The 17,522-nt window shown below is 43.6% G+C and carries 12 protein-coding genes; 1 reads left to right on the plus strand and 11 read right to left on the minus strand.

The genetic code is table 11. From position 1 onward, the window contains the following. Nucleotides 1-44: 44 nt before the first annotated feature. The 8 genes from ACESTK_RS01205 to ACESTK_RS01240 all read right to left on the minus strand — a co-directional run bounded on the left by ACESTK_RS01205 (nt 45) and on the right by ACESTK_RS01240 (nt 11,697). On the minus strand, nt 45-767 hold the full coding sequence (locus ACESTK_RS01205; RefSeq protein ID WP_173716767.1) for a hypothetical protein: 723 nt from the start codon (nt 765-767) through the stop codon (nt 45-47). Then, nucleotides 757-2,205 (minus strand): AAA family ATPase, encoded by a 1,449-nt coding sequence (locus ACESTK_RS01210; protein WP_173716766.1) that lies wholly within the window; start codon nt 2,203-2,205, stop codon nt 757-759. The genes ACESTK_RS01205 and ACESTK_RS01210 overlap by 11 nt, the downstream gene beginning before the upstream one ends. A gap of 212 nt (nt 2,206-2,417) precedes the next feature. Beyond that, nucleotides 2,418-2,876, minus strand: a complete 459-nt coding sequence (locus tag ACESTK_RS01215) for a YhcH/YjgK/YiaL family protein (protein WP_173716765.1) — start codon at nt 2,874-2,876, stop codon at nt 2,418-2,420. A 662-nt stretch (nt 2,877-3,538) separates the two neighbouring features. Then, entirely contained in the window at nt 3,539-7,144 is a 3,606-nt protein-coding gene (locus tag ACESTK_RS01220) for a glycosyl hydrolase (RefSeq protein WP_226841034.1), read from the minus strand. A 364-nt stretch (nt 7,145-7,508) separates the two neighbouring features. Continuing rightward, a complete protein-coding gene (locus tag ACESTK_RS01225) occupies nt 7,509-8,795 on the minus strand; it encodes a TRAP transporter large permease (protein WP_173717181.1) in 1,287 nt (428 codons plus the stop codon). Beyond that, nucleotides 8,792-9,286, minus strand: a complete 495-nt coding sequence (locus ACESTK_RS01230) for a TRAP transporter small permease (RefSeq protein WP_173735351.1) — start codon at nt 9,284-9,286, stop codon at nt 8,792-8,794. Before ACESTK_RS01230 ends, ACESTK_RS01225 begins: the two co-directional genes overlap by 4 nt. 234 nt (nt 9,287-9,520) lie before the next feature. Further along, nucleotides 9,521-10,570 (minus strand): sialic acid TRAP transporter substrate-binding protein SiaP, encoded by a 1,050-nt coding sequence (locus ACESTK_RS01235; protein ID WP_118577897.1) that lies wholly within the window; start codon nt 10,568-10,570, stop codon nt 9,521-9,523. A 203-nt stretch (nt 10,571-10,773) separates the two neighbouring features. Then, a complete protein-coding gene (locus tag ACESTK_RS01240; RefSeq protein WP_173718005.1) occupies nt 10,774-11,697 on the minus strand; it encodes a dihydrodipicolinate synthase family protein in 924 nt (307 codons plus the stop codon). A gap of 354 nt (nt 11,698-12,051) precedes the next feature. On the opposite strand from ACESTK_RS01240, the gene ACESTK_RS01245 reads away from it, so the two are divergent. Next, nucleotides 12,052-12,957: an AraC family transcriptional regulator gene (locus ACESTK_RS01245; protein ID WP_195408846.1), complete on the plus strand. Its 906-nt coding sequence runs from the start codon at nt 12,052-12,054 to the stop codon at nt 12,955-12,957. On the opposite strand, the gene ACESTK_RS01250 is transcribed toward ACESTK_RS01245, so the two are convergent. The 3 genes from ACESTK_RS01250 to ACESTK_RS01260 form a co-directional block, all read right to left on the minus strand. Next, nucleotides 12,952-13,080, minus strand: a complete 129-nt coding sequence (locus ACESTK_RS01250) for a DUF6783 domain-containing protein (RefSeq protein ID WP_373118358.1) — start codon at nt 13,078-13,080, stop codon at nt 12,952-12,954. The two genes, ACESTK_RS01245 and ACESTK_RS01250, sit on opposite strands and share 6 nt — an antisense overlap. Nucleotides 13,081-13,146: 66 nt before the next feature. Next, nucleotides 13,147-15,222 carry an aryl-sulfate sulfotransferase gene (locus tag ACESTK_RS01255; RefSeq protein ID WP_173770572.1) on the minus strand — a complete coding sequence of 692 codons (2,076 nt, stop codon included), beginning with the start codon at nt 15,220-15,222 and terminating at the stop codon, nt 13,147-13,149. A gap of 104 nt (nt 15,223-15,326) precedes the next feature. Then, on the minus strand, nt 15,327-17,423 hold the full coding sequence (locus ACESTK_RS01260; RefSeq protein ID WP_373118254.1) for an aryl-sulfate sulfotransferase: 2,097 nt from the start codon (nt 17,421-17,423) through the stop codon (nt 15,327-15,329). Nucleotides 17,424-17,522 lie beyond the last annotated feature (99 nt).

A 17,522-nucleotide genomic window follows, 5' to 3' on the forward strand; every position in this document is an offset into this window, starting at 1 on the left:
TATGTGTCTTAACACGCTATAGTATACGCTTTATTAAGAGCTTGTCAATCTGAATCACAAGAATTGGCCATTCTCTCTTCTCTTATTTCTTTAAAACAAATCCCCAGATTCGTATGCCTCTCCAAAGAATGCTTTCCCTCTTTTATAAATTCCCAGGAGTCCTTGAAATCCCCAACTACAGAAAATTCCGAATCCGCTATAAACTGAAGAAATTCATCCAGACGATCTTTATACCTTTTTGCAAATAAAAATGCATCATTTTCCTTATCTTTATCCGAACTGTTTAATTTATCATACAGTACATGATCCAGATTTGCAGACATATAATAAGCTCGATAAGGAACCGATCCCCATACTTTTCCCATTAGGCAAATGCGATTTATATTTTCACTTTTTCTTGCATTTCGCAAAAGAATCTGGTCTGGCTGTGCTGACTTAATTTCATTTTCTGTATAAAAAGGTTTCACCGCGTTTTCATCCTGTACTACCAATGAATTCGGAATAAATGCTCCATCCATATCAATAAGATGTACCACTTCTTGAAAATCACCAGCTTTATAGTGGTTTGCATTTGCATACCCGCGTATCATATCTCCAATTTTGGATGCAATATTTCCCGCGACAATGCCATTTCTCGAAGTAATATCGCCATGGGTAATTTCCACATATACAGCATTCTTATCATACAAACGGTTTAAAATAACTCCCAGAGCCTCATCATCAGACGGACCTTCCACGATTACATATATAATTTTTTTACGTGCCACTTACTTCACCAGCCTCTCTGAATGCAAATGCAATTTCTGCATTGTTAGTAGGCTCATAAAGTTCCTCGTTCTGTTCTCCCAGAACTATATCCCTGAAGTAAAAATCGCGAAGGTTATTGTTGTCCTTCACTTTTGACATTCTAATGTAACGCATCTCAGGATTCGTTGTTGTAAATGCAATAAACCCTCTGTCAATGGTCTCCAGTGGTCGTAGATTATGGGATGTGAAAATCAACTGCCCTTTTCCTTTTTCAGAAATTATTCTTAAAAGCTCTCCGAGAAGATATTCAAAGATACCGGAATCCAATTCATCAATTGCAACTGTAATTGACGGATTATTATACACAACAATCAACAATTGAAGAATAGAAATAATTTTCTTAATGCCATCGGACTCATTTTTTAACGGGATTTCTTTGCTATTTTTATGGGACATCAGCTGAACGCGATTTCCTATCTTTCCGTCATCCATGACCTGAGTCCCCAAATCTTTTAAGCTGATGGTAAGACCGGGAACAATCTGTTGCAGAACAATGTTCATGTTGTTAACAATTTTATAAACAACATCAGCTTTCCCCTTTTCTACAATTGCAGGGCCATCCAATGGTAAAGTAAACAATCCTACAGACTCGTTTTCTTCATCTTCATATTTAAAGATTAACGGAAGAGCATTCATACTAATTAATCCTGTATTAGCTGTATCAATCACAAATAGTTCCGAATTTCCATATAAAGCTAATCTTATTAGCAGCACCCTGTGTCTGACAAATTCAAGACTTAATTCACCATCTTGCTTCTCCATATCAAACTGTTGTTTTCTATTTGCGTTCAATAATTCAGGTGAAAAAATAAAAGATCTGGAAGTTTTGTATGCAAACTTTTTTGCAACAATCAAATCTGTCATTATATCTTTATCTTTTCCAATAAGACATTCATACTTAGAAACAGGTACAAAAACGGATTCTGTGCATGTATCTATCAAGGGACCTTTTCTTACCTTAACTCTTTTATCGGCATAAGAGTAACTAAGAATTTCATCATATATAACCAACCGTGTCTTTTGCTCATCATTTTTTTTCTCATTCCAATTATACGCATACTCCGTTACTTCTTTTTTCATCTTAAATTCATAATATGCCTCATATTTCTCGCTATATTTAGGAATACGTACATCAAAAATGAATTGAAGTTCTGCCTGTTCTGCATCTACATTAATACAATCCCAAAAATCTTCTGGAATCTCTTTTCCGCAAAGAAGATATTTTAATATTTGCAAGGCCTCAATCAACGCAGTCTTCCCAGACCCATTTTGTCCATATAAGCCTAAGATGCTGGCATTGTACTCTTTCCTGCGATTACAAAAATCCAGTTCTCCATACTTAACATTTTTAAAATTCTTTAACTTTATTCCAGTTAACCGCACAATCGAATTGTCCATATCTTCCCTCCATTCTGCCTGTAGCTTCATCATAACATTTCATTATATTTTAGTCAATTGAATCAAGAATTATTCACTTTTTGTTCCCATTTCATGATTTACTTTCTAATTTATGTTAATAAAATCCCCTTAAATAGATTTTAACAAGTTCACTTTTATCTATCCAAGGGGATTCCTACTATATTTCAATTTTTATGTATTATGCCCGAATGTCAGCCTTTCACCGGAATCTTAAACACAATCTTCGTTGCTGGCTGTGGTTCAGTTACGACGATGCAGGGCATATGTCCGTCTTCAGGAGCGTAGAAGCCGAACATTCCAGCCTCCAGAAGAGTGTATCCCTGCTCCGGACCACTTTTATAGAAAATAATGTCAGCTTCCGGGGTGCGGTCATCCTCTATGGTAAGCTTGCGAAGAGATGCCCAGTAGATTTTCTCAGTGCCTTCTACAATGTATTGAAGGTCACAGTATTTCTTATGGGATTCCATCTGTGCACCGTCCAGGGGCTTAGTGGTATATTTCTGAACCAATGCAAAAATGCCGTTTTCCAGGTCATATCTGCCTTCTGGAAGGTTCTCCTCTTTCTGTTTTTTGATAAACTGCTGAACCATGTCAGCGTAGCCTTTAAATTCCTCATATGTATTCAGTTTGTCTGCGTAATCTGCAATCATGATAATTCCTCCTGTTATTTTATTTACTATTTAGTGTGTTGGTCGTTATCCCGGACGCGATTTCACAATGTATATTCACCGCCGCGCGTCGCAACGTTCCGGCAAGCTAATGACTAACTGCGACTAAGACGCTCAGGAAAGCCTTCGCGCCTAAGTCTCCGTAAGTCATGGATCTCGCCTCCACTAAAACCGCTCCTGAAATGCGCGGCTTGCGAATATACATTGCAAAATCGCTGGTTACTGGAAAAGGAAGAAAGAAACAGTAACGACAACAACGGGGGTGGGGTGAAGTAGTTGGTATCCCGCAACTTTATTGTTTTTTGCCAATCTATCGTTGCCAAGAAAGTGTAGGGAAGACAGTCACTCACCCTCCCCCCTGTTGAAAGTTCCTATGTACAAATAAGTCCCAGCCAGTACACAGCATTCGGGCAATGGTGATTGCTCTAGCGAGCCATTTCAGGCGCGGTTTTAGCGTAGGCGAAATCCACTGCTTACGGAGACTTAATCGTGAAGGCTCTCCTGAACGATTTAGTCGCAGTTAGCAGTTAGTTCGCTGGAGCGTTGCGCCGGCGAGTGAGCAATCACCATTGTCCGAATGCGTCCGCCTTGAACAACTTTCAACACACTAAATAGCAATATTGTTACTAAAGCATATCTCTCACCTACTGCTCTTCATACTCACAAATATAACTCTGCCCCATCATACCGTAAGGCTCCAACACCTTCCCATCCGTATGGAACATTCCCTCGGTGCGGAAATCAGCCCAGCTGATCCGGCTGCAGCCGGTGTAGGACTGGTGGAATGGACCGAACATGTTTCTTGGGCTTCCGGAAACCTCGATTTCCAGAGTGTTCTCTTCTTTTTCGAAAAGACCAGTTACATCTGTGACACAGTTCTTCTTTTCGAAATGAAAACCAGCTTCCTTGCCATTTACTCTGACTTTCAGAAGGGTACCTCTCCACTCACCCAAATGAAGAAGAACCTGCTTATCGGAGATTAGCCTCGGTACCTTGTACTGATAAATCATTCCTCCCGGATAGTTTACATAACCTTGCATACTCCAGTCGCCAGTATGCAGAATTTCTTTTTCCCTAGAAATATTGCCGGACATATCTACGGCGAAATTTCCAATTACGAATACGTCTTCCAGTTCCCGCTTTTGGTCGTAGCTACCTTTTATGGTAATCCGATGCACCCCTTTACTCAAAGCAGGAAGTCCGAAGCAACGCATGTCTTTGTCAATAAACCACTTGCCGGTCTGCGCACATTTCACGCCATCGAAGTAAACTTCCAGGTCATAAGGCTTCTCAATCACAAAACTGCATTCACTGGAAATGCCTTCTGCAACATTAAACCGGAAATGCATGGCAAATGGTGTTCCATCTGCCGGATGTGGCTGATCCACCCAGGTATATCGCTGAGGTGCACCGTTATAATAAACCTGCTGCATGCGCAATTTCTCACGAATTTCCTTCTGCGCCTGCCAGATTTCCATCTCTGCGGACTCATAGACGCTTCCTGCTTCTGACAGTCCGCTGCCATGTCTGAATTCTGATACCTGCTCTACAATTGCGTCGAGATCTTTATCTTCCACCATAGCATTTCCGTCACAAATTTTATTTGCTGAAGCAGTCCCCAGCTCATAAGTACATTTATCTATCGTCAGCACATTCTCCATAGTTCTTCTTAATTTCGCGTCCGGACCAAATGTAGCCAATACGGGATCTGTGTAATGCGGATGTCTGTATGGGAATGTGGCAGCTTTGCTCACTGTCATTTCATGCACCGCATTTACGCCATCAGAAACAGCCGCCAAGTCCACAGCAGTAGTGTCTTCCACAACTCCACATTTGTTTTCAACACTATATTTCTCTTTAATAATCTGACCGGCCCTCATTATTTTCTTCACAAAATAAATTCGGCTCATCCCCGTCTCGAATGTCCTGGTAAAGCAAACGCCCTCTCCATCCGCAACAGTTTCCACCTCACGAACTTCCCCTGTCAGCGGGTCAAGCTCTTCCACAGCGTCTCCACAGTCTAGTTTTATGTAAACCTGATGTGCATTGTTCCGATCGTGATTTGTCAGGAAAAGAATATGTCCATCTTCTGTCTTTCTCAGCATGGAAAGAATCTCGCCATCCTCTGCGCCGCTGGCATTTCGCACAGTAAAATCTTTTCCGGTGCATTTCGCCACAGCTTCCGTCAGCTCCCATTCATGCTCAACCGTATGGACAAATGCTTCCTCATCTAAAACATCCCGGATATCACCATATTTTCCACACACTTTCCTGCTGTCAGATTTCTCTTCATTTACATCTTCACTGTCTATTTTTTTATCCCATCTCTTAGCAACGCAGATCTGCTTACTACCGATCCGTTCTCCTTCAATCATCACCGGATACGGCTTCAGCCAGATCACCGTTCCACCAGCTGCAAGAAATTCCTTCAGCAGCTTCACCGTGTTTGCAAACAGATTGCTCACTCCCGGAACTACAACCACCTGATAGCTGCACTTTCCTGCCACAAACAGCCCATTTTCCACTTTTCCATCCTGCTCCAACAAGATCTCATCTCCAAAATCAAAATCCACATGCCCTGCAGTCAGCGCTTTTGCGATCCGGTTATAATACTCACCTTTTCGATTTAAAGAAGTAATATGCTCATCCAGCCATCCCATATTCATTTCCAGATGATTGAAATCCTCCGCCCGGTCACTGCGGCACTCGGTCCAGATGCTGGAAATCGGATGGATCATCAACACCTTTCGCACCGGCTCCCCCTGGGAAAGACACAGCGCCAGACGACCAAAATAATTCTCCATCTTATCATTGTCATCCCACCAGGTATTCTGATAGTTGAAAACCGGTGGATAGTCCCGCTTTCTGCATCCAGTAATGGAATACAGTGCAAGATGCTGACAACGTCTCGTAATTCCAAGCGCGAACTGCCAGTCTCCCAACCATTTCTGAGTGGAAAAATCCAGCTCCCAGCCAGTGCAGCCATAAGCCTCACTGATCGTCATGGAGCGGTCATACTGATGCGCCACACTTGCACACTGCTTCACAGTCAGATACTCATCTGTCTGCGCCCCCAGAAGATCAATGCCCGGATTATGCAGATAACGAAGCTGAGGCATAGCCGCGCCGCACACACGTGTCTGATAGCCCAGGTCGTTCTCATATAAAATATGTCCCGTAGTACGAAGCCCTCGTTTATCACACCACTCATAAACCTGCTTCATATAGCTTTCTTCGAAACGCTGCGCCACTGTCTTCCAATAATCATGACGGATCTTCTCCGCCCCTTCCCCATCGAAAAACAGATAAGGCAGCTTCTCCTGCGGATCATACCCTCTCTTTTCAATAAAATACTCTGTAAATCCAATACTCCACGGAATCCACGGTCTGCCTTCATGGAAAACACTGAAGAAATCACAGCAGTTAGGCTCATCTGTGAAAAATCCTTTCACCTCTTTTGGAAAACTTCCGCCAAACACTTCCTCATAATGCTCATGTGTCAACTTCAAAAATGTCTTCACGCTCTCCGGATTCAGATTATCCGGCGGCATCAAGCCATTGTACCACTCGCTCTTACCAGAAATCTCCTGACGCAGAAGCAGAATCTCTTCATCAACACCGCAAGCTCCAGCAGCTTCCTCATAAGTCGGATATTCTTTCATCCTCTTAATAAATCTGCCGTCCGCTTCTGTCTGAATCACATAAATACCTTGAAGAAACTCTGTCTCCATAGTTTCTTCCACTGCCAAACCTTCACCGCCGTTCCTACCGGACATGGAATTTTCGTCCACGCTTCGATTCCCGCCGCACATTAACGAATCCGAGTCCTCAGTAACTATCCTTTCTTCCTCGGTACTTAGCTTCGCCGGCACCGCCAGCTCTCCTGCTTTCCCGCACTCCATCGTCAGCGCCCTGGCCGTAAACTCCGCTGGATTTACCTTGCTGACCATACCTCCCGCAGCCCCCGACGGCCATTTATCCTCATCATATATCCACAGCTCCAGGTCATTTTCCCGGGCTTTATCCACACAGAACTTCACATCCTCCATCCACTCTGTGGAAAGATACTCCGTCTCCAGCCCTTCACGGGAATGAATAAAAAATCCCCCCATTCCCGCCTTCTTAAATCCCTCTATCTGCTCTCCCAGATTCTCCCTCTGAAGCCTGTCATTCCACCCCCAGAAAGGAGCACTCCGATACTCCTTCGGCGGATTCTTAATCAATCCCTTTACCTCATCCAATGTGCCCATCCTCATGTCCTCCTCTTATAGTCCCACATTACATTATTGTTCTAAATTCCCTATTCCATCATCACCAGCACCGTCGCTTTTATTGTATCCATTCGTTACCAATACACAGCGTTTTCGCAACTGATATTCCTAAGCGGGGCATTTCCAGGTGCGCCCTTAACGGAGGCGAGATCCACTGCTTACGAAGACTTAATCGTGAAGGCTCTCCTGAACGATTTAGTCGTAGTTAACAGTTAGCTCGCCGCAGTGTTGCACCGCCCCGCGTGGAATATCAGCTGCGAAAGTGCGTCCGGGTAACCGCGCCTCCCGATACAACAAAAGGGACTGCAAAACAGTCCCTTTTCCAACTACCCAAGTTCATATTTTACATGAAGTTGTTAGGTATAAACATAATAATATCCGGTACATAAGTAACCAGGAACAACAGCCCGATCATAATAAGTACCATCGGCAAAATCTCCCGTATGACACCCTTGATCTTCGTTTTTCCAAGTCCCGAAACAATAAACAACAGCATACCAAATGGCGGTGTGGAAAGACCGATCATCATGTTCAGGCAGATTACAACGCCGAAATGAACAAGGTCAATACCCATAGCCTGTACCAACGGAAGAACCATTGGTACGAATACCAGCTGGATAGTACTTACATCAAGTACACAGCCAAGAAGCAGGAATACGATGTTTACGATAAACAGGAAAATGTATTTGTTATCTGTGATTCCCATAACCAGGCTTGCAACAACTCTCGGAACCTGCTCCAGAGAGATGATGTAAGAGAACAGCATGGAAGTTCCGCAAAGGAGAGCCAGTGTAGCTGTGTTTGCAGCGGATTTCTTGATGATACCCCAAAGCTTTTTCCATCCCAGTGTTTTGTAAATCAGTGCTGAGATGATCAGTGCGTATGCAGAAGCAACAGCACCAGCCTCTGTAGGAGTACAGATACCGGAATAAATTCCGCCAAGAAGGATTACAACTGTAAACAGCGCCGGAAGAGCCTGCACGGTAGCCTTCAGGAACTCTCTCTTACTCATGACCACACCAGCCGGATAATTTCTCTTATGAGAAATAAACGCAACATAGATCATAAGAAGAATGGCAAGTAAAACGCCAGGAACCATACCGCCCATGAACAGCTTACCAATGGAAGCGCCAGATAACATAGCGTAAATAACCATCGGAATACTTGGTGGGAAAATCGGTCCTACAGTTGCGGAAGCGGCTGTGATAGCACAGCTGAACTCTGCATCGTAACCCTCTTTTTTCATCTGGTCGATCTCCATCAGACCAATGCCGGAAGCATCTGCGATAGCAGAACCGGTCATGCCGGAGAAAATAAGGGAAATAAATACGTTAACCTGTGCTGTACCACCTTTTAATCTTCCAAGAAGACCATTACAGAAAGAGAACAGCTTGTCTGTTACCTCACCTTCATTCAGCACGTTTGCCATGAAAATAAACAGCGGCGCTGCAAGCATGGTATAGTTTGCAAACATGTTACCAGTGATAACGGTAAATACCTGGCCCAGTTTGTCCGGAGCTGCAAGCAGAAAATATGTAATAGAAGCTGCAAGCATGGAGAAAGAAACAGGCATACGGATTATGAAGCAGATAGCCATAACCACAAACAACATAATAATCGGCATACTCATGATTCTTTTCCTCCTTCCTTGTATTCTTTAAATGCATTTCTGATATTGATACAGGTTCTGACAATGATCTCAGCCAGCATATACATAAATGGTGCAAAAACAACTGTATATGGAAGCTTCAGAACTCCTGTCACCATTTTCTTTCCAACCATGGACTGGAAACACGGTACAAAACAGATTACCAGCAGGATTAAAAGAAATGTATTGTAAACTACTTTAAAAATAAACTGGGTACGAGGTTTTACAGCATCGTAAACTAGACCAAATACTACGTGTTCATCAGCCTCCATTGCCTTACCAACGCCGAAGAACATGGTCCACATGTAACCCAGAACAGATACCTCATAACTCCATGTTACAGGAGTTTTGAAAAAATATCTGGATACGATCGTTACCATAAAGGTAAGGAAAATTACCAAAAACGTAATGTTTGGGATAAAAACGCCAAGGAAATCGACGATCTTTTTCCCGATCTTTTTGAAATTATCCACAGTTTCCTCTCCTCTCAGATTCACTTTTCTGCCATTGGTTTGTTCCATTTTACAGACACTACTGCAAAATGTATCACCTGTGCAGACAGGCCAAAAATCTGTTCTTTAATAAAAAGCCCAGGCCGTACACACAGCCTGGGACTTTTCTTTGTTATAAGTCAGACAGATGTCTCAAGTTTTGCTGTCAATTCATAGTTAATCACTATGTCTTGCCTGTTGTCACGACAATTCAGTTTACTCTTCTGCGGTTGTTGTATCAGCCATAGCCTGGATTTCGTTGTAAAGATCCATATCCCAGTCTTTGATCATATCTTCGTTTTCCATGTACTTAGCCTGAACTTTTTCTTTAAACTCGTTGATGTCAGGATATGTAACAGTAAGTCCCTGCTCCTCAAAGAATTTGATCAGCTCAGCTTCTCTGTCAAGTCTTGCTGTATCGTTTACGTCTCTTGCATATTCCATAGCCTCAGTAACAGCTTCCTGCTGAGCCTCTGTCATGCTGTTCCATGTGTCACCGTTGATACATGGCATGATGGAGTCAACAACGTGGTTTGTGATTGCGATGTATTTTGTTACTTCATAGAATTTTGCACTCTCGATACTTGGAAGCGGGTTATCCTGTGCATCTACAGCGCCAGTCTGAAGTGCAGTATACAGCTCACTGAAGGAAAGTGGTGTCGGGTTTGCACCAAGTGCCTCACCAAGGAACAGCCATGCTTCGGAGTTCGGCATACGGAGAAGTAATCCGTTCATGTCATCGTAGCTGTTGATCTCTTTCTCTCTTGTGTTGATTACACGGCTTCCAAGATAGAAGCTGGAAAGAGGTTTGATGTTCAGTGTCTCTTCAATCTGTGGACGGATCTTGTTAAGTCCGATGTCACCGTTGAGAACGCTTGTCATATGCTCATAAGAGCTGAACAGATATCCGGAAGCAAACATGCTGTAGGACGGAATCTGTGTTGCAATTGTCGGGAAGGAAATATATGCCAGATCTGCATCTCCGTTAAGAAGAGCATCGAACTCGTTCTCAGAAGAGAACAGAGAACCGTTGTCGTAGCATTTACATGTTACGGAACCACCGGATAATTCCTCTACTTTATCTGCAAACTCATACATAGCCTCTGTATGGGAGTCACCGCTTACAGATACTGATGTAAAGATCAGCTCTACTGCCGGGTCATTTGCTGCTGCAGCATCTGCTGCCTGTACACTGATGCTTCCTGTTAACAGCATTGTTGCTGCCATAGCTGTTGATAATACTGCTGCCATTAATCTTTTTTTCATTCTCTCATCCTCCTGATTTTTACACACTATGTGTTTTTGTTTCCCTTTTTTCACGTATATTTGTAACCCCAATTACAAATCTTAAGAAATACCTTTCAGCCGGCCTTCCTGCCCTTCTGACAAGAAGTAACCTTTATCCCCGGCCCTTTCAATACCTTTCGCATCTGCCTCACGGTCCCCACCGTTCCGGCAGTTATCTCTGATTACTTTCCAAAAAAGCTCTTGCGGAAGGTCTCTGTGATCGCACAGAACTCTTCAATTTCTAATTTCTTGCTTCCTGTAAGAAGCTTATAATCCTGTCTTCTTGACTGAAGTGTCATCGGCACACCTACCAGATTCATATGGTATTTGCTGTTTACCGGATATACCTGGCACTCAACCATGGAAGCAGCACCAAGGAAGTTCATAAGCTCCTGTGCTTTCTCCGGCTGCTCTTTATAGTTCTTGCAAAGCCATACATAAAGATCCGGATGGAAGTTTGCCATAACTCCTGAGTATCCTGCACATCCCATTTCCATGCTGCGAAGAAGTGTTGCTGCATTTGCATTAAAGATCTTTAATCCGGTGCCTTCAACTGCTTTGCATTTTGCTTCCAGCTGATCAAGATCACAGCAGGTGTCTTTCAGGAATGCAAATTTCTCAGTCTCTGCACACCATTTCAGAAGCTCTGGCGAAAGAAGTCTCTTGTATGGTGCCGGGCACTCATAAACACCGAACATATCTCCATCAATGTGATCCAGAAGATATTCGATATTTTTCTTGGCTACATCCTCGCTCTCGTTCTCTTTTGCAAACTGATTGGAAATGAAAACATATGCATCTACACCGGCATCAATTACAGTCTGAGCTTCGCGGATCTGATCCTCTACCTTCTCAGCGCAATGTCCGGAAGCGATAACTCCCATATGCTTTGGTGTATTGTTGATAATAAATTTTGCAAGCTCCACTCTCTCCTGTGGGCTCAGCTCAAACATTTCGCTTGACTGGCATACTGCGAAAATTCCGTCAACACCGTTCTTGTCATACCACTCAATGATTCGAAGGACTGCATCATAGTCGATCTTGTTGTCCTCTGTAAAAGGTGTAATCATAACCGGCCATACGCCGCCTGCAATTGTTTTTTTCATGCTCTTCTCCCTCTTGATGTTTACTTGTTACTGTTCACCGGTAACGTTCCGCGATGTGTTTTTATGAACGGAATGAACAACAACATTTACTATCCACTGCAACCGCGCAATTGCTTTTCAACTGTGACTATAGTATAATATAAATAATTTAAAATTGCTTTCAGCAAAATATTTAGTACTATTTTATAACTTTGTACAAAAAAGAATACAAAATAGCACAGCATAGTGCGGTAAACAGAGCAGAGTTACGGTTCACTTCGTTCACAGTAACACACTTCGCGGAACGTTACCAGTGAACAGTAGTAAAACAGACTGCAACACAATAATTCACTGACATAAGAAGAGGCGGCTTGAATGGAACAGGAAATATTTGACGATTACACATGGAACGAACATAAAAAAATATTGACAGCAGATAAACATAAGATCCCGGGGCTTAGAAATCTTTCTCATTTTACACCTATGGCACCTGGCGTTCCGGTTCCTCTGCATTATCACTCTGATATCATTGAGCTTCATTTTATGGTGAAAGGCCAGCGCAAGACTTACGTTATGAAAGGCGGTGTCCGCACCAGTTACTGTGCTACCGGAAATAACCTTTTTATCACCAGACCTTATGAGCTTCACACTACAGGACGTATTGCCCAGAACCGCTGCGAATTTTTTGCAATGCAGCTGGATCTGAAGGAGCACGATAATTTCCTTGGGCTGAACCAGCATTACAGCAATATTTTGTGCCATCGGCTTTTGAATATGGATCAGCACCTGTATCATGTAGGCAGTTCCCAGATTTCCATGCTGCGCACTGCCTTTAACCTGATTTCTTACGGAACAGAAGCCGACTCCATTGCCGGTGTCCAGTATCTGACCTGTGTACTTGCCAGCCTGAACTACCTGACTGCAGTTCCAGCCCAGGAAGAGATCAATGAACAGCTGAACAGTGACATCGGACATGCACTGAAATACATTGAGCAGAATATTGAAAGTCCCATTACTCTTCAGGAACTTGCCCAGGCATCCAACTATTCTCTTTCCCGTTTTAAAGCCAAATTTAAAGAGGAACTGGGAATTACTCCCGCTGAATACATTACCCTCCAGAAAATGGACCGGGCACAGATGCTTCTGAAGACCACAGATGATTCCATTACAGACATTGCTTACCAGCTGGGCTTTTCTTCCAGCAATTACTTCTGCTCTGTTTTCAAAAAAACTCTGAGCTACAGCCCGGCGGCATACCGCAAAAGTTTTTCCCAGTCATAGAAAATGCTGCAAAATCATTGCAAAAATGATTTTGCAGCATTTTTTTATTCCGCGTCCAGAGCGTGTTTGAAAAATCATTCCCTCAATCCGCGCACCCTGCTTTGCGGTATATTTTTCCCGGATTCAGCTTCAGCAGCTGAATCCGGGCTTAATACCATTACTATTCACTGACTTTGCAATATCACCTTTTTAATTGATTGCAAAGGTCTGCTGTGTATCATAAAATCCATCCTGATACATAACATAGATTTCATAATTATCTGCATTCATTCCCTGAAGCGGCACCGGAATGTTTTCGTAGAAATCCAGATAGGTGTCCATATGCAGACGGACCTCTGTTGTATCATAAACATAAGTGTTCTTCTCCCCTTTGAAAATGATCTGGGAGATCTGATGATCATAAGTGCCTATATAGAGCACTTTTCCTGTGATGTTATATGTCAGGGTATCTGCCGGAAGCACCTGGTCCGGCTTCTTGTTCCACAGCCATTTCCAGGTCTTCACTGGCTGCCACAATTCTCCTTTGATATAATTTTCATCCAGCTCCATAGGACTTGCAAGATCGTTGTAATCAATCCGCATTTCCTCTGCACGGTAAAAGGTTTTCTTAAGACAGTACTGATTCAGAACCTTCTCTGTATCATAGTCAAACTCGTAGGTCATTCCCTTCCAGCCGTTTTCTACATTTGCCGCATGACCGCACATTCCGAAGAAATGATTGCTGTCAGCCTCATAAATCGCTGCGGATGTGATCTTGGACCATACCGTAGGAATCTTCTTAATCTGCTTCACAGTACCTTCTGCTTCATTTACAGAATATACCAGCAGGTAGGATTCCTCTGTCTTGTCATAATAGTCGATGTCTTTCTTCCTTCTCCACAGGAAATGGTTATCAAACATAGTGATTTCTATAGTCTGGTCATCGCCATCCAGATCTGTATCAATCTGATATGCTGTATGCTGCTGGAACTGATAAATGAAATCGCCATCTGCTTTCAGCACATATTTTTCATAGTCTGTGCCTTCCCAGAATCTTGGATCGCAAAGAATCCACTGGATTTCCTTGGTTGTCCAGTTTACCTTGATCACAGATTCCAGATTGCGGACGCTGAGCAGAATAGTATCTGTCTCCGGCTGATAGGAAACCGTATTAATATGAGCCCAGTCAACCAGATTCTCGTATTTACATTTAATAATATCCTGAAGTTTCAGCTCATTTACCACCGCACCTGTCTGCCGGTCGATTTCCTCAACTTTATCTTCACAATGGCTCTGCATGGAGCTTGTAAGCACCAGAAGATTTCCGCCTGGCTCCTTCTCAATTACCTCATGATGACTTCCCCCGGAAAGATAATACATGTTGTAAGCTCTTCCCAGATAATCCATCTCATAAAGATTGGTAGACTGGGGCTTCTCCAGGTTCGGAACATATCCGGCAGTATCCTGCCAGATCATTCTGCAGTTGGAAAGCATGTAAAGACCATAATTTCCTGTTTCTTTGTTCATATACCAGCGAATATCTCCCATGCAATCGTATGCAAAAGGAAGATGAGTGCTCTGTCCGTAAACCATGATCAGATCATATGCAGATTCTCCACTGGTCTCCACAGGTTCGATCACATCCGTAAGAGACTCCGGCAAAGCTTCTGTTGTAATGGTGATTTCCTGGGAATCCTTCACTCTGCCGGAATCATCCAGAAGTTCCAGTACTACTGTATTATCCTCTCCCGGATAAAGACCGATGATGGGCACTCTGTGTGAACTGGCCGCATCTATCTCTCCGCTGATGTCCGCTGCTGCAGTTTTTCCCTTCACCGTAAAGCGCACTCCGTACTCTTCTTCTGTGTCAAAAAGTACTACTGCAGTTAATGGGGAAATCTGATATGGGTTGAGAATAACCATAGGATCATCCCATGTATATCCATTTTCCTGCTCTGCCTGCAGCTGCTGGTCAATCTCATAGGAGGTCGCCACCAGTGTTTTCGTCTGAGGGATTTCTGTCTGGATATCATTCGCGGAATCATCGTCTTCCTGAATGGAAATCGTGTTATCCACATCCATGGTAACATTCAGCTTCTGACCGTAATAGCCATATTTTTTCTTCCGTTTTTCTTTTACAGAATAGGGAATTTCCTGATTGGTAAGTTTCATGTAAGTATTATAAATTCCTCGCCGCTTTTTCCAGCAAAGGCCTGCAAACAATACAAGCAGCACCAGAAACAGAAGCAGAATGGTGATTTTTTTCTTTTTGCTCCATTTTTTCATACTGTAAGCTCCTCAAATTTTGTCGTTACGTCCGTACAGACTGCAAAGCCTGTAACGTCAAAATGGGTTCAAGGCTCTTGAACCCATTTTGACAAATTATATACTTATGCCTGACTGTACATATATCCCGTATTATAAAGAACACCGTCCAGTTCCAGGTAAATATTCCATTCCTGACCTTCCAGCCCGTCAACTGCCGTCCAGCCCTTAACTGTAACATTTGTTCCGTCATCTCCTTCAGAAGGAGTCTGGGTCAGCTGATAAGCTCTCTGGGACTCACCGCTTATCAGGATCAGCTTTCCAGCCTGCAGATCTGCTGCTGCGGTCTGGGTCAGGAAGCTTCCGTTCACACTGATCTTGCTTCCATCCAGCAGGAAATTCCAGCCATCTGGCAAAGCCTCTGCAGTGCTCACATCAATGCTGCTTTCCTCATAACTTGTCTCTCCAAGAGAACCAAGCACCTCCGGAACTGCTGATGGATCATATTTTCCTTCTGTATAAAGAGGCATGCGGAAAGAACGATAGGTCAGCGCATTATAAGTGTCACCGGAGATCGTCAGCTCAAAGCTCAGCTCTCCATTATCTACCTGATCAATATGTGTGGTCTTGGTCAGTCCCTGTACAAACATATCTTTCGGGTAATAATCACTGCGGTTTTCTTCATCGCTATGCAGGTGGGAGCCAGCTGTGATCCACAGATGATCCTGTGTTCCATCCAGGGAAGCCACACCTGAAATCCAGTCCGAATACCAGTCGGCGCCTCGCTCTTTACCATACTCAGTTACCTGGGAAACGGTCATGTTCTCTGTATCAATCTGATAAACAACCGCACGGGAATATACGTTATCACCACTTACACGGTTATCGCCATCCACACGTTTTACCTTGGCAGTACCATTGTCAAAAAGAGCAATATCTCCATTATCCAGAATGGAAACATTATGCTGTGCATAGAACCATTCGAAATCTTCTCCTTCCGGAGTAAAGAAGTAAGACGGATCCACACCATCCCAGCCTGTAGGATCTCCAAGGATCCATGCCAGGGATTTGTCCTCTTTATTTACTGCTACAATGGCATCTTTGTGTCTTGCAGAAAGAAGAACCAGATCATTCTCTGCATCATAGGCAAGACCATTATTATGGAACCAGTCAGCTTCCTCACTTCCGTCTGAATCCATAGAAGCAGACTGTCCATCTTCCTGGCTGATGAGATCTTTCATGTCAAGCTCCCATACAACAGCACCGGTCTCGCGGTCAATTTCTACCACGTAGTCCTCAACTGTGCTTAAGTCCGGGCTGTCAGAAGCCACCAGGAGATTGCCATCCGGAAGCTCCACGAAATCGTGATGCTGGCCACCAGGAATCATGTATTCGCGGTAAATTTTTCCCAGAAGGTCGACTTCGATCATTCCTTCTTTATAATAGCTGCTCTTCAGCACATAGGATGCAGGCATGAGAAGATGCCCATTCTCCAGCTGGTGAACTCCGAGAGTTCCGCCAATATTGGTAAAGAATCTAATATCTCCGGCCGCATCTACTCCATACAGGGTTCCCATAGTGGAGCAGACAAAAGTCAGGTTCGAATAATCGTAACTTGCCTCGCTTTTCATCTCTGTCTGGATTGTACCGTAATCAACACCTATATCTTCTGTTGTTACTTCAAAGGTAGCCGAAGTTCCATCATCCAGAGTGATTACAACCTCTGTGGTATCATTGTTGTAAAGACCATAAATCGGGACGATATGCTCCGTTGCCTCCTCAAAAGTCCCCGTCACATCGTTCTCTGCGGATTTCCCTTTCACAGTAACAGTTCCGCCGCAGGCTTCCTCTGTGGAAAAAACGGCAACTGCACTTAAAGGGGACATTCCATATGGATTGACTACAATCAGCGCCTCATCAAGGCTGTAGCCGTTAGACGCCTCCTGAAGGAGTGCTTCATCAACAGCAGTCTGCTGTGCAAACCGGTCAGTTACTTCCAAGGCTGTCGCCTGGGACTGGGTATCTGCTGCTTCTGCTGCCTCGGAATCTGCATTCTCTGCACCCTCGGCAGTTTCTGTTTCCGTCTCATCTGTTTCTGTCTCTGCTGCAGTTTCTTCCTCTGCTGCAGTTTCTGTTTCTGCTGCAACTGTAGTAATAGAACCCGCTGTCATTGTCATCATTACAAGTATTGCAGCCAGTTCCCGATATCTTTTATTCTTCATGCCAGCCTCCTGTGCAATTTTATGATTTCTCAAACACGATCTAATACAAAATCCGCATTTTCATACCACCGTCATGGCAACGACGGATTGTTTGCATTT

Source organism: Ruminococcus sp. Marseille-P328 (genome assembly GCF_964249465.1).
Lineage (GTDB): Bacteria > Bacillota > Clostridia > Lachnospirales > Lachnospiraceae > Blautia_A > Blautia_A faecis.